The following is a 17,969-nucleotide window of genomic DNA, read 5'->3' on the forward strand; positions in this document are numbered from 1 at the left end:
GGCAAGATGGCAATCGGGAGGCAGGGCATCTGTCGATGAGAAAGGCAAGACACATGAAGCGGGTGATGCAGACAGCGGTGAAACCGAGAAATCCCGTCGCAGCCGCACTCGCCACTTCCGTCGGCCCCCGCGGAAGCGGCGTGCACGGCAAGACCCGCGCGGCGCAGCGCCGGCGCGACAAGATCGCGCTCGCGAAGGAACCGACCGAGGAATGAAAATCGAGGCCAGAAGACCCGGAGCGGTTCCGGCCCCCTGCCCCCTCCGCACGAATCGGCGATGCTGCCGCAGCTGAAAGTCTTCGGCCTGTTCGTCGCGACCGCGCTGGCGGAAATCACCGGCTGCTATCTGCCGTATCTGTGGCTGACGAAACGTGGACCGGCGTGGCTGCTGCTTCCTGCGGCCGCCAGCCTCATCCTGTTCGTATGGCTGCTGTCGCTGCACCCCACCGCGGCGGGCCGCGTCTACGCGGCCTATGGCGGGGTGTACGTGGCTGTCGCGCTTGCGTGGCTCTGGCTGGTGGACCGGGTCGCGCTCACTGCGTGGGATGTGCTCGGTGCGTCGGTCAGCGTGCTGGGCATGGCCATCATCATGTTCGCGCCGCGTTCCTCGGCCTGAGGAGCGTTCGCGGACACCCCGGAGCAACGACATGGACATCATGGTAGCCGTCGAAGAAGACATTCCGGCGTTGTGCGAACTGCTGGAGGTCCTCTTCACTCAGGAAGCGGAGTTCCAGCCCGATCGCGAAGCGCAGATCCGGGGCGTATCGCAGATCCTGCGCAACCCTCACACGGGTGCGATTCTGGTGGCGCGGCAGGACGGCAGGGTGGTCGCCATGGTAAACCTTCTGTACACGGTATCGACCGCGCTTGGCGCACGCGTGGCATTGCTCGAGGACATGGTCGTCAGTCCGGAGGCGCGCGGACGCGGCGTCGGCTCGCAGCTTCTGGATCACGCCATCGGGTATGCGGCATCGCACGGCTGCAAGCGGATCACGCTGCTGACCGACGCCACGAACGAGGCGGCGCAACGCTTCTACGGCCGTCGAGGTTTCGCCCATTCGGAAATGATCCCGATGCGGCTCACCCTGGAGTGATCACTCGGCCCGGCCTGCGAAGGCGAGCATGTCCCCCAGGTAGTCGTCCATCTCCAGGACTTCCTGCCGCATCATCGCGTGGATGCGCTCTGCGCGCCGCTGCGCGAAGCGGAACAGCGCAGGCCCGGTGAGATCCTTGCCCGGCGCCTTTCCGGCAATGCCCGGCGCGAGCTTCGCGTAACGGGTGATGATCTCATCCTCGTAGCTCGCGAACAGTTCGCAGGAACCAGGGTCGCCCTGCCGTCCGCAGCGACCGAACAATTGCCGGTCGACCCGGCCGGCCTCCGACAGCTCGGTCACGATGACGTGCAGGCCGCCCGATTCCAGCGATTCGGGCGTGAGCTTGATGTCCGTGCCACGGCCCGCCATGTTCGTGGCCACGGTGATCCTGCCCGGCTCGCCGGCGAGTGCGACGATGTCCGCTTCCTCCTTGTCCTGGCGGGCGTTGAGCAGACGATGGTCGAGCCCCGCATCGGCAAGCAGCGCGGACAAGGTCTCCGACGCAGCCACGGAACGGGTGCCGACGAGCACCGGCCGCCGCTTCGCGTGTTCCCGCTGGATGGATTCGAGCACTGCCGCCCACTTCCGCTCCGCCGTCTCGAAGATCTGGATCTGCCCGATCTTCCGCTGCACCGGGCGGCGGGTGGGCACACGCATGACCTTGAGGCGATACACGGACCACAACTCGCCGGAGATCTCCTTCGCCGTCCCTGTCATGCCCGACAGGCGCACGTAGCGGCGGAAGAAACGCTGATAGGAAATCCGCGCAAGCGTTTCGCGCTGGCCGGTGATCTCGCAGCCCTCCTTCACCTCGATCATCTGATGCAGGCCCCGCTCCCACGAGCGGTCCGGCATCACCCGGCCGGTGAACTCGTCGACGATCTGGACCTTGCCATCGACGACGAGATACTGCTGATCCCGCTGGAACAGATGCAGGGCGCTCAATCCCTGACGCACGAATTCCTCGCGCCTGTTGGGCCCCGTCCACATGCCTCGCATGCCCGCCGCGAGTTCGCCCAGTCTGCGCTTGCCATCGTCGGTGATGCGGATGTGCGTGCGCTGATGCTCGATGACGAAGTCCCGGCCCTCTTCGAGCTGGCTCGCGAGCGAGAGCGCCTCGCGATAGATCCGTTCGATGGCACTGTCGTCCGTTTCCGCCGACAGGATGAGCGGCGTGCGCGCTTCATCCACCAACACGCTGTCCACCTCGTCGACGATGGCGAAGTGCAGGCCGCGGAGATTGAGGCCCGAGTCCCCCCCCGAACCGGTCACCTTGTGCACGGCATGGCGCAAGGGGCGGGGCCGGCCCTTCAACTTCAGGCGGTCACGCAGGTAGTCGAAGGTGAGGTCCTTGTTGGTGCAATACACGATGTCGCAGTCGTACTGCGGGCGCCGCTCGTGCGGCGAGACATGGTGCGTGACGCAACCGACGCTGAGCCCGAGCGCCTTGTACAGGACGCCCATCTCTTCCGCGTCGCGTTGCGCGAGGTAGTCGTTCACGGTGACCACGTGGACCGGCATGCCCGCGAGTGCCGCCGTGGCAGCGGCCAGGGTAGCCGTGAGCGTCTTGCCCTCGCCCGTCTCCATTTCGGCAACCCGGCCGCTGAGGAGCACCCAGCCTCCGGCCAGCTGCACGTCGTAGTGCCGCTTGCCGAGCGTAAGCTGCGCGGTCGCGCGGATCAGCGCGAAGGCCCGCGCGACCAGGGCATCGGTGAATCCGTCGCGCTTCAGCAATGGCCGCAATGCCGCCGCAGCCCTGCCCACGCCGTCGAGATCCAGCGTGTCGTATTCCCTGGCGAACGCTTCTACGTCGCGCACCAGCATCTTGAACCGCCGGCTGCCGTGATCGATATCCCGCCCGATCCACATGACCGGGTGCCGCAGTGTGCGCTCCAGCCAGTTCTCGCGCTTCTCTATCCGCTCGGGATAGAAACCATAGCCCAGGATGTCGGCGGATGCGGCGTGCGCCACGATCGATCAGACAGTGAACCGGCGCAGGAACAACCGCCGGAGGCCGCGCCACGCCTGGTTGCCAAGCGGCTCTGCATCGTGCTCGAACAGCACGTGCACCCGGCCTCCGATGTGCAGTTCGTCCTGGCTGGGCGGCATGTTGAGCTCGAAGTGGAAGACCGGGTTGAGCGCCGTCGGACGTTCGGTCTGCCGCGGATCCAGCGCGATCCTGCCACCGCCCCTCTCGGAGAGCGCCAGACTTGGCAGCTCTCCCGACGCCGCAGGCACTTCCCGGAGCACGCTTGCCGGCAGCACCTCCGGGACCTTCTCCGCCAGGCGCACCTTGATGGCGTTCGTATGTGAACGGACCAGATCCACGTCGTCCTGCTCGACGACCACCCGTACGAGCCTGCGATCCCTGGGCGCGACGAAGCCCAGCTGTTCTCCCTTGCGCCCGAATCTCGCCGGCATGTCCGCCGGCTCGGGCACGACGAATCGACCCGCCGAAGGAGCGGTCACGGTCAGCGCGGACAGCCGCTCCCGCACCCGCGCAAGCTCCTTTTCCGTGTACGAGATCTCTTCCTTGACGATCTGGGCCTGGACGCGGTCCTGGACCTGCATGTTGCGAAGCTGCGAATCGAGTTCGGTCAGGCGCGCCACCAGGATCCGTTCCTGCGGTTCCAGCAGAGGATCCTCCAGACGGAACAGCGTGACGCCGTTGCCGACCTGCGCACCGGGAGACGCTTCGACCTTCAGCACGAATCCGTCCGCCCCCGCACGCACGACCGACTGCTCAGGCACCCACAGAACGCCTTCCGTGCGTGTCCACACCGGAAACGGCAGCGCGAACAGAAGAAGGAGCAGCGCGACCACGGCGCTCCCGGTGACGGCCAGGGCACGGTTGCGGCGCCGGCGCAGATTGCGGCCATTCGCGACGTGGGCCAGGCCCTTGCCCAGCGGGAAAAGGATCGAGCTGATGGCAGCCCAGATGGCGAGGATCACTCCGATCACGAAGTATTGCGTCGCGACGAAGAGAACGATGGCGAACGTGATGAACTGACGGTAGACGAAGGACGTGATGCTGTAGAAGACGAACCAGCGCTTCTCGCCAGGCGTGGCCTCGGGGGCCTGCATCTCGCGTGCACCGAACCCGTAGCGCTGCACCAGATAGCCGAGAAAGCGATTGCCGCGCGGTCCGAGATTGGGAATCTCGATCAGGTCCGCGAACATGTAGTACCCGTCGTAACGCAGGAGCGGATTACCGTTGAACAGGACGGTGGAAATGCCTGCGATCAGCATCACGTTGAAACAGATGGCTCGAACGATTCCCGGTTCGACGGCGAGCCACAGGAACATGGCGAGCGACGCCAGCGCCAGTTCGGCCATCATGCCGGCTCCGCCCACGAGGAAGCGATGCCACTTGCTGCGGAACGCCGACGACGCCGAGGCGTCGACGTAGGGAATCGGCAGGAACACGAGGAACATCACGCCCATCTCGTGGACTTCGCCTCCCCGCGCGCGCACGGAGCAAGCGTGGCCGAACTCGTGGATGATCTTCACGAAGGGAAAGATCAGCAGCATTCCCAGCAGGTTGCCGGGGGCGAGAATGCGGTCCGCCACATTCTCGGTGAGTTCCCGCCAATGGGAAGCGGCCGCGACCGAAGCAGCGCCGATCAGAGCGAGCCAGAGAAGCAGGCCCCAGACCGAAAAGATCCAGCTGTAGTAAGGGTACGTTCGCTGGAGGAAGCGATCGGGATCGATGAGCGGCAGTTTGACCGACATCGGATTGCGGAGATTGCGCCACCACTTTCCCTTTTCCTGCTTGGTGTAGCGGCGAAGCAGTTCGTCGACGTCCGGAGCGATCTCGCTCTGCAGCAGATCCGCCCCGTGGAGCTGGCCCAGCAGGCGGATCGTCTCGTCCTGCGTCGGTGCATCGTCACCGAGCCGGTGACAGGCGAGATCCCATGCGTCCTGGACGGTGCGCTCGCCGTCGAGCAGTCCGATCACCTGCCACGCAGACGGATTGAACCGGTACATCCTGCGCGAGGCGCGGTCCTGGAGCACGTACCAGAGATGTCCCCGGTAGTGGTGCCGGTGGACTTCCGCATGGCTCTTGAGCCGCGGCCTGAGGCCCGCGACGCGGTACCACGACGGGCTGTGAAGATCACCGCTCATCGCGCGATCGCCGCACGATCGGCGGGCCCATTCCCGTCCCGGCCCTCAGCCTGCAGGCCCATTCGGCCCACCGTCACGGCAGCAGCCACCAGAGTTGGATGCGCAGCCAGTCGACCAGGTAGCGTGTCCAGATCCAGATGAGCTTGCGCTCTCCCACCTGCACCTTGCCGACGCCTTCCATGCCTGGACGCAAGCGCTCGACGCCCTGCTCCAGCTTGGCTTCCACCCGGAAATAGTTCTTGCCATCCTCGGCCGTGCTGACCGGCGTGATGCGCGCCACATGAATGGGCAGCTTCTGCGACGGCATGGAGGACAGCACCAGTTCGCCCTTCTGTCCGACCGTCAGATCGCGCACGTCGCGCTCGTCCACCTTCAGGACGACCCGGTAGTCCTCCAGGGGCGCCACTTCGAAGAGCACCTGGCCCCGCTGGACCGGAGCCCCGAGTTGCTGGGAGAGGTCGCCGCTCACGATCACCCCATCGAAGGGAGCCTTGATCTCCGTGCGCGCCAGCTTTTCCTGGACCACCTGCAACTCGGCCTCCGCCTGGTCGATCTGGGAGCCGATGACGCGGATCTGCGCACGGTCGTGGTTCGCCAGCGCTTCCCTGTATTGCTTCACGAGTTGCTCGCGCCGGCTGACGTTCTTGAGGCGTTCGAGCTGGAGATCGCGATCGTCCAGCCGGGCGACCATCGCTCCCTGCTTGACGACGTCACCGGGGCGGACGAACGCCTCCCGGACGTAGCCTTCGAAAGGCGCAGCGAGAGCACGCTGCACGGCGCCTTCGATCTTGGTGTTGGCCGCGACGCGGTAGGTGGCCGTCATGAACGTGAAGAACAGGACGACCAGTGCCGTGATGACCCCCGCGAGCTTCCAGACGAGGTGCCCCGGGCCGAAGAACCGGCTCCACAAGTCCTTTGCGGAATCCCACATGCGTCCGAACGGCCCGCGTTCGGCGGCCCGCTGCACCGAAACCAGAGGACCGAGGAGAGCCGCCAGACCGTCCACGAGTTCCACGCTGTCGGCGTCGAATGGCCGATCGCGCTCCAGGCAGAGCGCTCCCACCGGATCTCCGAGACGGTTGAGCGGTACCGTCAGCACACCCGCGGAGCCCTGGGACTGAGCAAGCTGATCGTGTTCCTTGCGTACGTGACCGTCGCCCTCGGGCGCGCCGGGCCAGACGAGCGTGGTCTTCTGGTCGACCGCCTCCTCCATGGCCGCTTCGATGGCACGGGTGAGTTCGGCGTTCTTCTCGAAGTTGACGGTGTGGGACAGTGCCTTGACGCGAAGACGCTTGCCGTCCGTCACCGCGAGCGCGACGCGATCGCAATCGAGCAGGGTCGCCAGCTCGGTCACCGTGGCCGTGGCCGCGGGAACGAAACCGTGGTGTTCGAGCGAGGCACTGAAGAGGTCGAAGACCTTGCGCAGGCGGACCGAGGTTTCGGATTCGCGGGCGTTCAGGCTGCGGCGCAGCAGGGCCTCCAGCCAGCCAGCCCCCCAGGACAGGTCGCGGGCAAGGGACTTCAGTTCGCGCTCGGCCCGGGGCTCGACATCGACGGCAACGGCGCCGAGCAGTTCGCCCTCGAGTTCGATCGGCTGGGCAACGTGGAGACGGGCATCCTTCTCCCCCACCGTGACCGCCACGAGGGCGCGCTTCTCCAGGGCGTGTTCGATCGCTTCCGCCAGCTTGGCGCGGTCCCGCTTCGTCTCGGGCCACGCTGCAGCGGGCACGAAACCGCGGCCGTCCGGACTGGCAAGTACCAGGATTCCGTCGACCGCCCCTGTCCGGGTGCAGGTCACCGCCAGCCAGCCGTGACAGAAGGCTTCTACACTCGTGGCTGCCGAAAACCGGCTCCAGGCATCTTCTTCGGCCGCAGCTTTCAGCCGGACCGGGTCGGCTACCTGAAGGTGGGGACGATTGTCAGGATTTCCGGCAGTCGGGGCGCTCATCGCGGACCTCCTCGCTCTTCGTTATGTGCCGACCTGAAGATCGATCGGTCTGCCCGATTCTATTCAGAGTCCCTTCGCCCAACCCGTCTGAGGATCCTCAGATGATCGGCGGATTCCCGTTCGACGAGCGCCCGAAAGGTCCGGCGGCCGTTCGGTTCACTCGAGCCGCGTTCTCCGCTGGCGTCTCGCTCCCACCGCCACCACTCCAAGTCCGGCGAGGATCAAAGCATACGTTTCGGGCTCCGGAACAGAGGCCGCGTAGACGGTATTCGAGTCACTGTCGTAGGAAGCCAGAGGATCGACCAACGAAAGGCCGAAATGGACCGAGTTGATCGCGGAAATCGCCCCCATTTCCTGTGCCTCGACCATGAGCATGCTCGCAAGGTAGAACGGCTGGTCGTATTCGAAGGACAGCGTCCCCTTGAGGGTCGCGTTCACGTTCACGGGCCCGTTGGATTCGGTCCTGCGAGCGGAGATCACGATCATCGAGGAGGGGATGCCACTGGTGAAGTAGTCGGTAGCGAGGGACTCGGGGCTCCGCGACTGCATGTCCATCAACTGCTCGGGCGTCAGCTTGAGCAGGTAATAAAGTCCTCGCGCCTTGAAATCGTCCTGAATCGTCGCCGTCACGCTCGCGCTCACGCGGGCGGAACCGCTTCCACTGCCCCCTGTCACCGTGAACTTGTCGAACCACAGTGACAGCGCATTGGCCTGCCCGGCAGGCGAGCCGGGGAGACTCGCGATTGCTTCCGCACGGTTCACGCCCATGGTCGTCATCGCTTGCGACGACAGCGCGTCGGGAATGGCCGCCTGCACCATCGACGTGCCGTTCGTCCAATTGAAGTCGTCGATGGAAGAAGAACCGGTGGTGTCATCGATCAGATCGCCATCCAGATCCGCCAGGGCCGCCGAGAGGGTGCCGCTGGAGGGCGGGATCGAAACTACAGCATGGGAAACGTCCGGGAGGGCCAGGACGATTGCGAGGCTCAACCCCGCTGCGGCGAGTGTTTTCATGGTTCAGGTCCCTGTCGGTTCTGGTGCGTCGGGGTGGCCGGGGCCCCCTGTGGAAAGCAATGCAAGAGTCACGCCGAAAAAACTACTACAACGGGAAGTTTATTCCTTTTCGGTCGCCTGAGAAGCCGCTTCTCCCGACCAGGTGTAAGACAAGAGTTTCCCGGACGGATCGAACTTGACCTGAAGCAGCTTGAACTGGCTTTCAGAACCGGACGGCAGGCGTGCCGACCCGTAGTAGTAGGTCCACTGGTCGTTCTTGGTCCCGTCCGCCTCCAGCACCATTCCCTGGGCAGAAGGGCTGCCGAGCATCTCCTTGACCTGCTCCTTCGTGGTCTCGCCCTGCCTTGCCCGTGAAGCGAAGTCCCCGAACTCGAAATTGCGTCCCACCTTGGCCGTTGCAGCGCAACCGGCCAGGAAGATCACACCCGTGGCCGCGAGCACTGCAAGTCTGCGCGTCGATCGAGTCAATCCGGGCATCGTGAACCTCCGTCGGAAGAAGAAAGAACCGCAGTTTCGACCGGACGGCGTCGGGAAAGTTGGCGGATGCCTCTCCTCTTTCCGGCGGACAGCCTCGCCCGGATCCGCCGCGCCATCGTGGCGTTCCCGGGGGATTCCGCCCCGTCAGTTCGCCGGCAACGACCTGGCCACGAACTCGTCGAAGGCTTGAACGGCCTCCGCAGCGTACATCAGTGAGGGCCCGCCGCCCATGTAGACGGCCACGCCGAGCGCTTCCATCACCTGCTCGCGGGTCGCCCGTAGCCGCACCAGTGCCTTGGCGTGAAATCCGATGCAGCCATCACAGTGTCCGGCAACACCGATCGCCAGCGCGATGAGTTCCTTCTCCAGTTCACTCAACGCACCCGGCTTCAATGCCCCCTTCGCCATCGCAGAGAAACCTGCCATGGCATCCGGCATTGCCTTGCGCAACTCGACGATTCCTTGATTGATCGATTCCGTGATCGCCACATACGACTTCGACATGAAGCACCTCCTCGCGACTGAAGCGCCCCATGCTAGGGATGCGTGGCCATACCCGGTTGATCGACATCAACCGTTGCGCACCGCACCGGCAGTCAGCCCATGATGTAATGCTCGAGCTGCTCGATGATGAACTTCTGTTCCGCGATGGTTTCCTTGACGACGTCGCCGATGGAGATGACGCCGATCACGTGCTTGTCCGAGAGCACGGGAAGATGGCGGACCCGCTTGTCCGTCATGACCGCCATGCATTCCTCGATGGTGCTGGAGGGCCGGACACAGATGACGCGGTGCGTCATGATGTCTTTGACGGGGGTGTCCTTCGATGCCTTGCCCAGAAGGATGATCTTGCGCGCGTAGTCTCGCTCGGAAAGGATGCCCACCAGCCGTCCTCCGTCGAGCACCACGACCGCACCGACCTCCTTCTCCGCCATGAGTTGCAGTGCAACGAAAACGGTGGCGTCGGGTGCGACTGAAATCACGCTCGAACGCTTGCCCTCCAGAACCTGCGCAACGGTCTTCATGGAGCCCTCCCTGTTCTTGGTTGGAGCCGCGAGACCAGTTTAGGGGCAAATGCGACGCAAATGAAACAGGGAGCACGCAACCCGCCCGAAAGTCCGGCGGCAGGGACGGGGAGCGGCAAGGACAACCAGCGCGGAGAATCCGCCGAACAGAGGGGACAGGTGGGACTCCGCCGTCCTACAGGATCGGCGGAGCCCTGAAATGCTCAGCGCTTGCTGCGCCTGGCGACTACAGTGACAAGAGCGAGTCCGGCGGCCATCAGTGCATAGGTCTCCGGCTCCGGCACGGCCATGGCCATGACGGAGGCCTCGAATGCTTCCTCATCCAGCCCGCGGTTGAGCACGAGGTAGAACTCGTCGGAGTCCGTGTAGCCTTCGGCGAACAACTGCAAACCGACGCGGTACGCTCCAACGGCCGGCGCAGGCAGCCCGGACACCGCACGCTGCAGCGTGAACGCCAGGTGCTGATGGATCTGCCCGGTCGGGCCGCCATCCGAGATGGCGCCGGTGAAGTCCGGGCTCGGGCTCAGTCCCGCGGTGCCGACCACCAGTTCTTCGTCCAAGGAATCCCGGATCACTATCGTCTCGCCATTGGGCACGCTCGATTCCCAGGAATCGCCATCCCAGAAGGCGAGGCTGCCCCAGCCCCGGAAATAGAGGATATCCGCGGGTGCGAATGTTCCCGGCTCGGAGTCGAAACCGGGATCCGTGGTGCGATATCGCGGCCCCGAGAGGAGAGTCTCGAGCGACCCCTCGAAAATCTGCCGACCCGTCCCGTACTCCGACTCGTGATTGCCTGCGACGGTCAGCTTGCCGCCGGCGATGGACATCTCGATGTCGCCTTCGTGCAGATGCTGCGCGGCAGCACCGCCCGACACCAGGACCAGGGCTGCCGCACTCAGCAGGCCAATCATTTCCTTCATCATTTTCAGTCTCCTTGCGATGGTATTCATACGCTCTCCCGCCAGATCATCTGCCATATCAACACTCGTACATCGATATCGTTTGTGCTGTACGGCTGTTCTTGCTATGTTGTTGCATCTTATGTGGCTCCATGTGAGTCGTCAACGACGAATTCCAGGCCCCTGCGCATTCCACGGCGGACATCGTGGCGCGCCTGCCATTACCCCCGCGGGACTTTCAGATGCTTGGTCGCTTTCGCCCCGTCGCGGGGATCCTGATTGCCTTTGCAGTCGTTGCATCGGCGGAATCGCCAGCTCAGACGCCTGTCACCGCCCCGGAGGTTGTGGTTCGGGGTCAGGAGCCCCGGCCGGCGACCGTGAAGCCAAGCCCGTGGATGTGCTGACGGGCGAGGACCTTCGGCGCAACGCGGCGAACACGCTGGGGAGACCGTCTCGCAAATGGCGGGAACCCACAGCGCCTCGTTCGGACCGGGCGTGGGCATTCCGGTCATTCGCGGCATGTCCGGGGCAAGAGTCAAGATCGCCATCGACGGCATCGGAACTCACGACGCATCCAGCTTGAGTCCGGACCACGCGGTCACTGTCGAACCGATGCTGGCCGAGGAGATACGGGTACTCCGGGGCCCGGAGGCCGTCCGTTATGGCAGCGGTGCAATCGGTGGCGCGATCGAGGTCAGCGATGGCCGCATCCTGATGCGCCGGTTGTCCCGCCCCGTCGAAGGGCAGGTCGAAACCCGCTATGGCACGAACGGTCACGAGCGCGCCGGCGCCGCCAAGGTTCGAGCGGGCATGGGTCCGCTGATCCTGCACACCGACGTGTTCCACCGGGAAAGGGGCAACCTGGGCATTCCGGGAATCGCCATCGACGAGGGCGCCGTGCTGCGGCAATTCGGTGTACCGACCCGGCGGAACACCTCGCAGGGGGTGCCTGGCACGGACTTGCGCACCCACGGCGGCGGCCTGGGCCTCAGCTGGGTGGGAGAGAAGCTCAACCTCGGCGCCTCCATCGGCTCCATGGAGAACAACTACGGCGTACCTCCCGGAGCCCACTCGCAGGAGACAACGGTCCTCCTCGACCCGACTCTCATCGAAGGGCAGAACGTCCGGATCGACATGCAGCAGACACGTGCCGATCTCAAGGGAGAACTCACGGTGGGCAAGCGCGCGCTGGAGAAGCTGCGAATCCGGGCGGGGCGAGTCAACTACCGTCACGACGAACTCGACAACGGCCGGCCAGTGACGACATTCCGCAATCACGTCACCGAGTACAGGCTGGAGGGCGACCATGCCGCGTCTGCCTCGGTGAACGGAACCATCGGCCTGCACATGACGAATCGGGACGTTTCCGCCCTCGGCCAGGAGGCGTTCCTGCCCCGGGCTCTGGTAGATTCCAACGCGATCTACGTCAACGAGAAGTTCGAGAATCGTTGGCTGGTCCTGGAAGGAGCCTGGCGCAGCGAAAACCAGGACATCGTGCCGGATCCCATCGTCCGCGGAGCCAGCGTGTTCACGTTTCCTCAGACGAGCTACCGCCCCACCACGTGGTCGGTCTCGCTGTCGCTCAAGTTCTCCGGGAAGAGCAGACTCACAGGGACGGTGTCACATCCCGAGCGTGCGCCCGACGTCCAGGAGTTGTACTCCCTTGGGCCTCACCTCGCGACGCGTACGTACGACATCGGTAACCGCAGTCTCGGTATCGAGTCCATGGAACGGCTGGATCTGGGTTACGTGCACGAATGGACTTCCGGCCGGCTGCGGCTCAACGCCTTCCGGTACGAGGCAGGAGGCTATATCTATCAGCGCAGCCGGGGGGTCTTCTACGACCTGGACCGCAGACGGCTCATTGCCCGCTGCATCCGGCCCGAGCGGTGCCTTCCGGTGTTCCAGTACGACCAGCAGGATGCCGTCTTCAACGGCTACGAAGCCGAGTGGCTCGCCCGCCTGGGGGACACGCGATTCGGCGCCATGGAAGTGACTTTCTTCACCGATGCGGTTCGAGGCCGGTTCACTGCAGCGGGGAGCGGCGACGTTCCCAGACTTCCGCCCCGACGATTCGGGGCCGAATGGGCTCACTATGCCGACAGCGGATGGGTGTCGAGACTTCGCTGGTCGCACTCGATGGCCCAGAGCAATCCGGGCGTGAACGAGAGCCCTTCCGCCGCCTACGACCTGTTGAACCTCACCATCGACAGGACGATGGCGCCGGTCGGAGGCGTGGAGATGACCGTCTTCGCGCACGCGCGAAACCTGCTGGACGCGGAGATACGCAACTCCACGTCGTTCCTCAGAAGCTTCACGCCGGAGGCCGGACGCCGTCTGGAAGTCGGTCTGAGGGCGACGTTCTGAGCCGGCGCCGGCCGAACAGCGTTGCCAGTCCTATCCCGCCCGCAAAGAGTGCCCAGGTCGACGGTTCCGGGACAGGTGCCGGCACCGTCATCGTCTTGAGCGCATTGGCAAACTGGCCGTCGGTGACGTCGTTGCGGAAGATGATGTAGAAGGGATCGGAAGGCATGTACTTGTCTGATCCGCCCACCTGGGCGGACGAGAACAGACTCATCTTGAGCAGGTACGTTCCCTTGGCAGCCTGGGCCGCGCCTTCCAGGTCCCAGTCGAGGTGATAGTGCATTCCCCCCAGGTCGGATGCGGCCGTAATCGGCGCCGTGACAGGCCCCGTGATGCCGTCGCCGGAAAACAGGGTTCCGCCCGCATAGTGGAGATACTCGGCTTCTCGCACCCCATAGTACGAATAGTCGAAAGCGACGTCATCCGGGATGGAACCATAGAGGCGGATCCCCCCACCGGATGGCGCCGATTGCCATTGAGTCCCGCCGACCGGCAGATACCACAGGTGTTCGAGGGCTCTGAAGTGCAGTTCCTCGTGGGGAAGGAACTGGCCGGCGAACGTCTGGAAGCCGGGGTTGTCGGTGGAATAGGGTCCGCCGTCGAAGTCGTTGAAATTGGCAGGGAAAATCAACAGGCCGGTATCGTGATCGACGGGAAGACCGCCCGCCTGATTGACGTACCAGTTAAGGTCTCCGTAGACATCCAGGACCAGCTTGCTGCCTGCCACGGGCCCACTGCTGGTGGACAGCTTGACATCCAGGTGCTGGGCGAAACCCGTCTCGCCGAACAACGTCATCACTCCGGCGGCGACAGCCGCGCGCAGCAATTGATTCATGGCTCTGATCTCCTCGCATCCGTTCTGGCGACGCACGACCTGGTTCACTACCCATCGCCACGACGGGCGAGATCCCGCACTTCGGGCCGGCGCATCCCTGCCACCGGGACGTTACTGCATTCCCGATTCTCGTGCAATGCAGTTGCTGATCAGGGCAAGTCCGACGAGCCTGAAGGACTCCCGCCACCTGCGGGGAATACCATGGATCGACGCGGGACCGGGGTGGCCCTGCAAAGCCGTCAGATCTCTCCCCAGGCCTTCTCGAGCCGCTTGAACGACACCGGATACGGGGTCTTCAACTGCTGCGCCCACAGGGAAACACGCAACTCCTCCAGCATCCAGCGGAACTCCTCCAGGCGGGGATTGCGCACGCCACGGGCACGGTCGGCATCCAGCCGCTGATTCCATTGCCGGGTCCACTGGGCAATGACTTCCTGCCATTGGGCGTCGCGCGTGGGGTTGGACGCGAACCGGTCGAGCCGCAGGATGATCGCTTCGAGGTAGCGCGGATAGTGCTTGAGTCGCACGAACGGCACGGTCTCTATGAAACGAGCAGGAAACAACGCCTTCAACTGCGTCCTGATGTCGTTCATCAATCGGGTCCACGCCTGCGCCCCCTGCTGGTTCAGCCGGGGGCGGATCGCGTGCAACTTCCCGAGGATGTCCGCAACCAGCCGGCACACCTCCTGCGAGACCTCGGCGAGCCGTGCGCGGGCCTTCACCAGCCGCGCCTCGAACTGCTGCGCATTCCGGATCGGCTCGTTCTCCACGAAGAACGCGCGATCGCAGATGGCGCCCACGAGTTCCTCCTGCAGCTTGTCCATGGTGGAGGCCTTGTCCTGGACCTTGCCCTCCAGTTCGTTGACCAGCGCGTACTTGAGCGCCATCTCCTGCAGACCTGCGAGGTTGCGGGACACGTAGCGAACCTGCTCCACGGCGCTCAGGTGGAAAAGCCGGCGAAGCCCCTTTCTCGTGGCCGCCTCCGCTTCGGCCTCGGTGTCCAGCAGCACGAGCGATACGCTCTTGCCCTCGTCCACGATGGCGGGGTGGCCCACGAGGGTCTGGCCCGCACGGGTGAACTCCACCTGCTCGGGCAGTTCGCCGAAGTCCCAGCGCGTCACGCCCGTCCGTTCGAAGGAGCCGCGGGCGTTCTCCGTGAACTGGCGGCGAGCCTTGACACCCAGTTGCAGCCGCAGCTCGGGCAGTTCCCGCCCGGCCGCCATCTCGTGCCCCTTGTCATCCAGGACCCGGTAGTTCATGCGCAGATGTGGCGGAATGTCCGTCTCGTCCCACGCGTCCTCGGCACCTCGACGCCCGTCCGCGGCCTTGATGGCCATGCCCAGCGCCTCGCACAGCGGCGTGTCGTCCGGTTCGAGCACGCTCATGACCTCCGTGACGACCTGGGGCACCGGGACCAGATGCTTGCGCAAGCCTTTCGGCAATCCTTTCAGCAGATGAGTGATCTTGTCCCGGAGCAGACCCGGAACCAGCCACTCGCAGCGGCGTTCGTCCACCTGGTTGAGGAGGTGCAGCGGCACCACCAGGGTCACCCCGTCGAGCGGATGCCCGGGTTCGAACCGGTACTTGAGCGAGTACTTCACACCCCCCATTTCCAGCACGTCGGGAAAACGCTCGATGGTGATGTCCTGGGCCGCATGCCGCATGAGCTGCTCGCGCGCCATGAACAGCACTCTCGGATTCGCCTTCTCGGCATCCCGGCGCCAGCGTTCGAACGCACCCAGATTGTGGACGCCCGCCGGAACCACGCCGTCGTAGAACGCAGCCATGACCTCCGGATCCACCAGAACATCGTGCCGTCGCGACTTGTGCTCCAGAGCTTCCACGTCACGGACCATGGCGCGGTTGGCGCGCAGGAACGGTGCGTCGAGATTCACGTCGCCGTCCACCAGCGCGCTGCGGATGAAGATGCGCCGGGACTCCACCGGATCGACCGGTCCGTAGCTCACGCGCCGCTTCGGGACGACCGTGAGGCCGTAGACGGTGACGCGCTCGTACGCAACCACCTGGGCGGAGGTCTTCTCCCAATGGGGGTCGAAGTAGTGCTTGCGGGCGATGTGGGGAGCGAGCTGCTCGATCCAGTCCGGCTCGATGGAGGCGACACAGCGTGCGAACAGCCGCGTCGTTTCGGTGAGTTCCGCCGCCATGACCCAACGCGGCTGCTTCCGGCGCAGCGCCGAGCCGGGAAAGATGTGGAACTTGATGCCCCGGGCACCGAGATACTCGCCGCCCTCCTCGCCCTTGAGACCGATGTTGCCCAGCAGACCGGACAACAGAGCCTTGTGGACTTCCGGATATCCCGCAGGTTTGTCGTTTTCCCGCCAGCCCATCTCGGAGACCAGCGCGTGGAGCTGGCCATGCAGGTCACGCCACTCGCGCAACCGCAGCCAGGAGAGGAACTGCTCGCGGCAATCCGCCTGCAGCTTGCGCGTGGACTTCTTGTGCTTGAGCAGTTCGTCGTAGAAATCCCAGATCCTGAGGTAGCCGAGAAAGTCGGAGCGCTCGTCCACGAACTTCGCGTGCGCGTAATCTGCGGCATCCTGCTTGTCCAGCGGGCGGTCGCGCGGGTCCTGAACCGACAGGGCCGCGGCGATGACGAGCACCTCACGCAGACACCCTTGCCGCTTTCCCTCCACGATCATTCGCGCGATGCGCGGATCGATCGGAAGCTTCGCGAGCTGCGCCCCCACCTGCGTGAGACTGCGGCGTTCGTCCACGGCACCCAGTTCCGTGAGCAGCTGGTAACCATCCGCGATCATCTTCGGCAGCGGCGGCTCGACGAACGGAAACTGCTCCGGCTCTCCCAGCTTCAGAGCCTTCATCCGCAGGATCACGGACGCGAGCGAGGACCGCAGGATCTCGGGGTCCGTGAACTCGGGCCTCGCGTCGAAATCCTCGCGCGAATACAGCCGCACGCACACACCGCTGCTCACCCGCCCGCAACGGCCGGCACGCTGATTTGCCGACGCGCGCGAAATCGGCTCCACCTGCAACATCTCGACCTTGTTGCGGTAGCTGTAGCGGTTGACACGCGCGAGCCCGGGATCGACGACGTAGCGGATGCGCGGCACGGTAAGAGACGTTTCCGCCACGTTGGTGGCGAGGACCACCCGGTGCCCCCGGTCCGGCTTGAAGACCTGGTCCTGTTCCGCCGCGGACAGGCGGGCAAAGAGTGGCAGGATGTCCACGCCCGCGTCGCCGATCCGGGCCTTGCCCACCGGATGCTTGCGGAGGTACTCGGCCGTCTCGCGGATCTCGCGCTCGCCCGGCAGGAACACCAGCGCATCGCCCGGCCCCTCGGTCCTGTACAGGGCGTCGAGCGCATCTCCGATGACCTCGGACAGATCCGGCGCCTCCCCCTCGTCGTCCTCCGGCAAGGGGTGATACCGGACTTCCACCGGATAGAGCCGGCCGGACACTTCGACAATCGGCGCATCCAGAAAATACCGCGAGAAGCGCGTCGCGTCTATGGTGGCCGAAGTGATGATCAGCTTGAGGTCGGGCCGCCTGGGCAGCAGCTGGCGCAGATAGCCCAGCAGGAAATCGATGTTGAGACTGCGCTCGTGCGCCTCGTCGACGATGATCGTGTCGTAGGCGCGAAGGCTGCGGTCAGTGACGGTCTCCGCCAGAAGAATGCCGTCGGTCATGAGCTTCACCAGCGGCTCTCCGCCCGTCACCTCATTGAAACGGACCTTGTAGCCGACGATGTCGCCCAACGGCGAATTCAGTTCCTGCGCGATGCGTCCCGCCACGGTGCGGGCGGCGATCCGCCGCGGCTGGGTGTGCCCGATCGCTCCTGCGATTCCGCGTCCGAGTTCGAGGCACAGTTTGGGAAGCTGCGTCGTCTTCCCGAGCCCGTCTCACCGCAGACGATCGTGACCTGGTGCTCGCGCAGCGCACGTGCGATGTCGTCCCGGCGTTCGCTGACCGGCAGTTCTTCCGGATACGAAACCGGCGGCAGCCGGGATCGCCGAGATAGCAGACGTGCGCTGGAAGCCTCGATGGCGGCATCGATCTCCGCCAGCTCTTCCGCGGAGGGTGGCGCGCCACGATCGCGCAGGCGTGCGAGCCTGCCGCCGATACGCGACCGGTCTGCCAGCATGCAGCGATCGAGCCGCGCAAAGCGCGCCTGCAACGCGGGGACGGACGGCCTTGTACTCTGATTGACGGA

Annotated in this window: 12 protein-coding genes and 2 pseudogenes; 4 read left to right on the forward strand and 10 right to left on the reverse strand. The window is 64.9% G+C overall.

The features are described 5' to 3' along the window. Positions 1-35 precede the first annotated feature (35 nt). From IPK20_22965 to IPK20_22975, 3 genes are all read left to right on the forward strand, one after another. Positions 36-215 carry a hypothetical protein gene (locus IPK20_22965; protein MBK8019249.1) on the forward strand — a complete coding sequence of 60 codons (180 nt, stop codon included), beginning with the start codon at positions 36-38 and terminating at the stop codon, positions 213-215. Positions 216-276: 61 nt separating this feature from the next. Further along, positions 277-615: a YnfA family protein gene (locus IPK20_22970; protein MBK8019250.1), complete on the forward strand. Its 339-nt coding sequence runs from the start codon at positions 277-279 to the stop codon at positions 613-615. Positions 616-646: 31 nt separating this feature from the next. Further along, complete coding sequence (locus IPK20_22975; protein ID MBK8019251.1) at positions 647-1,093, forward strand: GNAT family N-acetyltransferase; 447 nt, start codon at positions 647-649, stop codon at positions 1,091-1,093. On the opposite strand, the gene IPK20_22980 is transcribed toward IPK20_22975, so the two are convergent. The 8 genes and pseudogenes from IPK20_22980 to IPK20_23015 all read right to left on the reverse strand — a co-directional run bounded on the left by IPK20_22980 (position 1,094) and on the right by IPK20_23015 (position 10,659). Then, entirely contained in the window at positions 1,094-2,962 is a 1,869-nt protein-coding gene (locus tag IPK20_22980; protein ID MBK8019252.1) for a preprotein translocase subunit SecA, read from the reverse strand. Between the two features lie 108 nt (positions 2,963-3,070). Then, on the reverse strand, positions 3,071-5,218 hold the full coding sequence (locus IPK20_22985) for a PqqD family peptide modification chaperone (protein MBK8019253.1): 2,148 nt from the start codon (positions 5,216-5,218) through the stop codon (positions 3,071-3,073). Between the two features lie 73 nt (positions 5,219-5,291). Further along, positions 5,292-7,166, reverse strand: coding sequence for an efflux RND transporter periplasmic adaptor subunit (locus IPK20_22990; GenBank protein ID MBK8019254.1), 1,875 nt, complete (start codon positions 7,164-7,166; stop codon positions 5,292-5,294). 156 nt (positions 7,167-7,322) lie between these two features. Next, a pseudogene (locus IPK20_22995) lies at positions 7,323-7,421 on the reverse strand (PEP-CTERM sorting domain-containing protein). An 858-nt stretch (positions 7,422-8,279) separates the two neighbouring features. Continuing rightward, a complete protein-coding gene (gene bamE, locus IPK20_23000) occupies positions 8,280-8,657 on the reverse strand; it encodes an outer membrane protein assembly factor BamE (protein ID MBK8019255.1) in 378 nt (125 codons plus the stop codon). Positions 8,658-8,801: 144 nt separating this feature from the next. Further along, complete coding sequence (locus tag IPK20_23005; GenBank protein MBK8019256.1) at positions 8,802-9,161, reverse strand: carboxymuconolactone decarboxylase family protein; 360 nt, start codon at positions 9,159-9,161, stop codon at positions 8,802-8,804. Between the two features lie 92 nt (positions 9,162-9,253). Further along, a complete protein-coding gene (locus IPK20_23010; protein ID MBK8019257.1) occupies positions 9,254-9,682 on the reverse strand; it encodes a CBS domain-containing protein in 429 nt (142 codons plus the stop codon). Between the two features lie 203 nt (positions 9,683-9,885). Further along, positions 9,886-10,659: a PEP-CTERM sorting domain-containing protein gene (locus IPK20_23015; GenBank protein ID MBK8019258.1), complete on the reverse strand. Its 774-nt coding sequence runs from the start codon at positions 10,657-10,659 to the stop codon at positions 9,886-9,888. 381 nt (positions 10,660-11,040) lie between these two features. On the opposite strand from IPK20_23015, the gene IPK20_23020 reads away from it, so the two are divergent. Further along, positions 11,041-12,948, forward strand: a complete 1,908-nt coding sequence (locus IPK20_23020) for a TonB-dependent receptor (GenBank protein ID MBK8019259.1) — start codon at positions 11,041-11,043, stop codon at positions 12,946-12,948. Here the strand turns inward: IPK20_23020 and IPK20_23025 are convergent. Further along, positions 12,896-13,780: a PEP-CTERM sorting domain-containing protein gene (locus IPK20_23025; GenBank protein MBK8019260.1), complete on the reverse strand. Its 885-nt coding sequence runs from the start codon at positions 13,778-13,780 to the stop codon at positions 12,896-12,898. The genes IPK20_23020 and IPK20_23025 overlap by 53 nt on opposite strands. A 239-nt stretch (positions 13,781-14,019) precedes the next feature. After that, positions 14,020-17,900, reverse strand: a pseudogene (gene hrpA, locus IPK20_23030) (ATP-dependent RNA helicase HrpA). Positions 17,901-17,969: the final 69 nt, after the last annotated feature.

The sequence above is a fragment of the Betaproteobacteria bacterium genome, from assembly GCA_016713305.1.
Classification (GTDB): Bacteria; Pseudomonadota; Gammaproteobacteria; order Burkholderiales.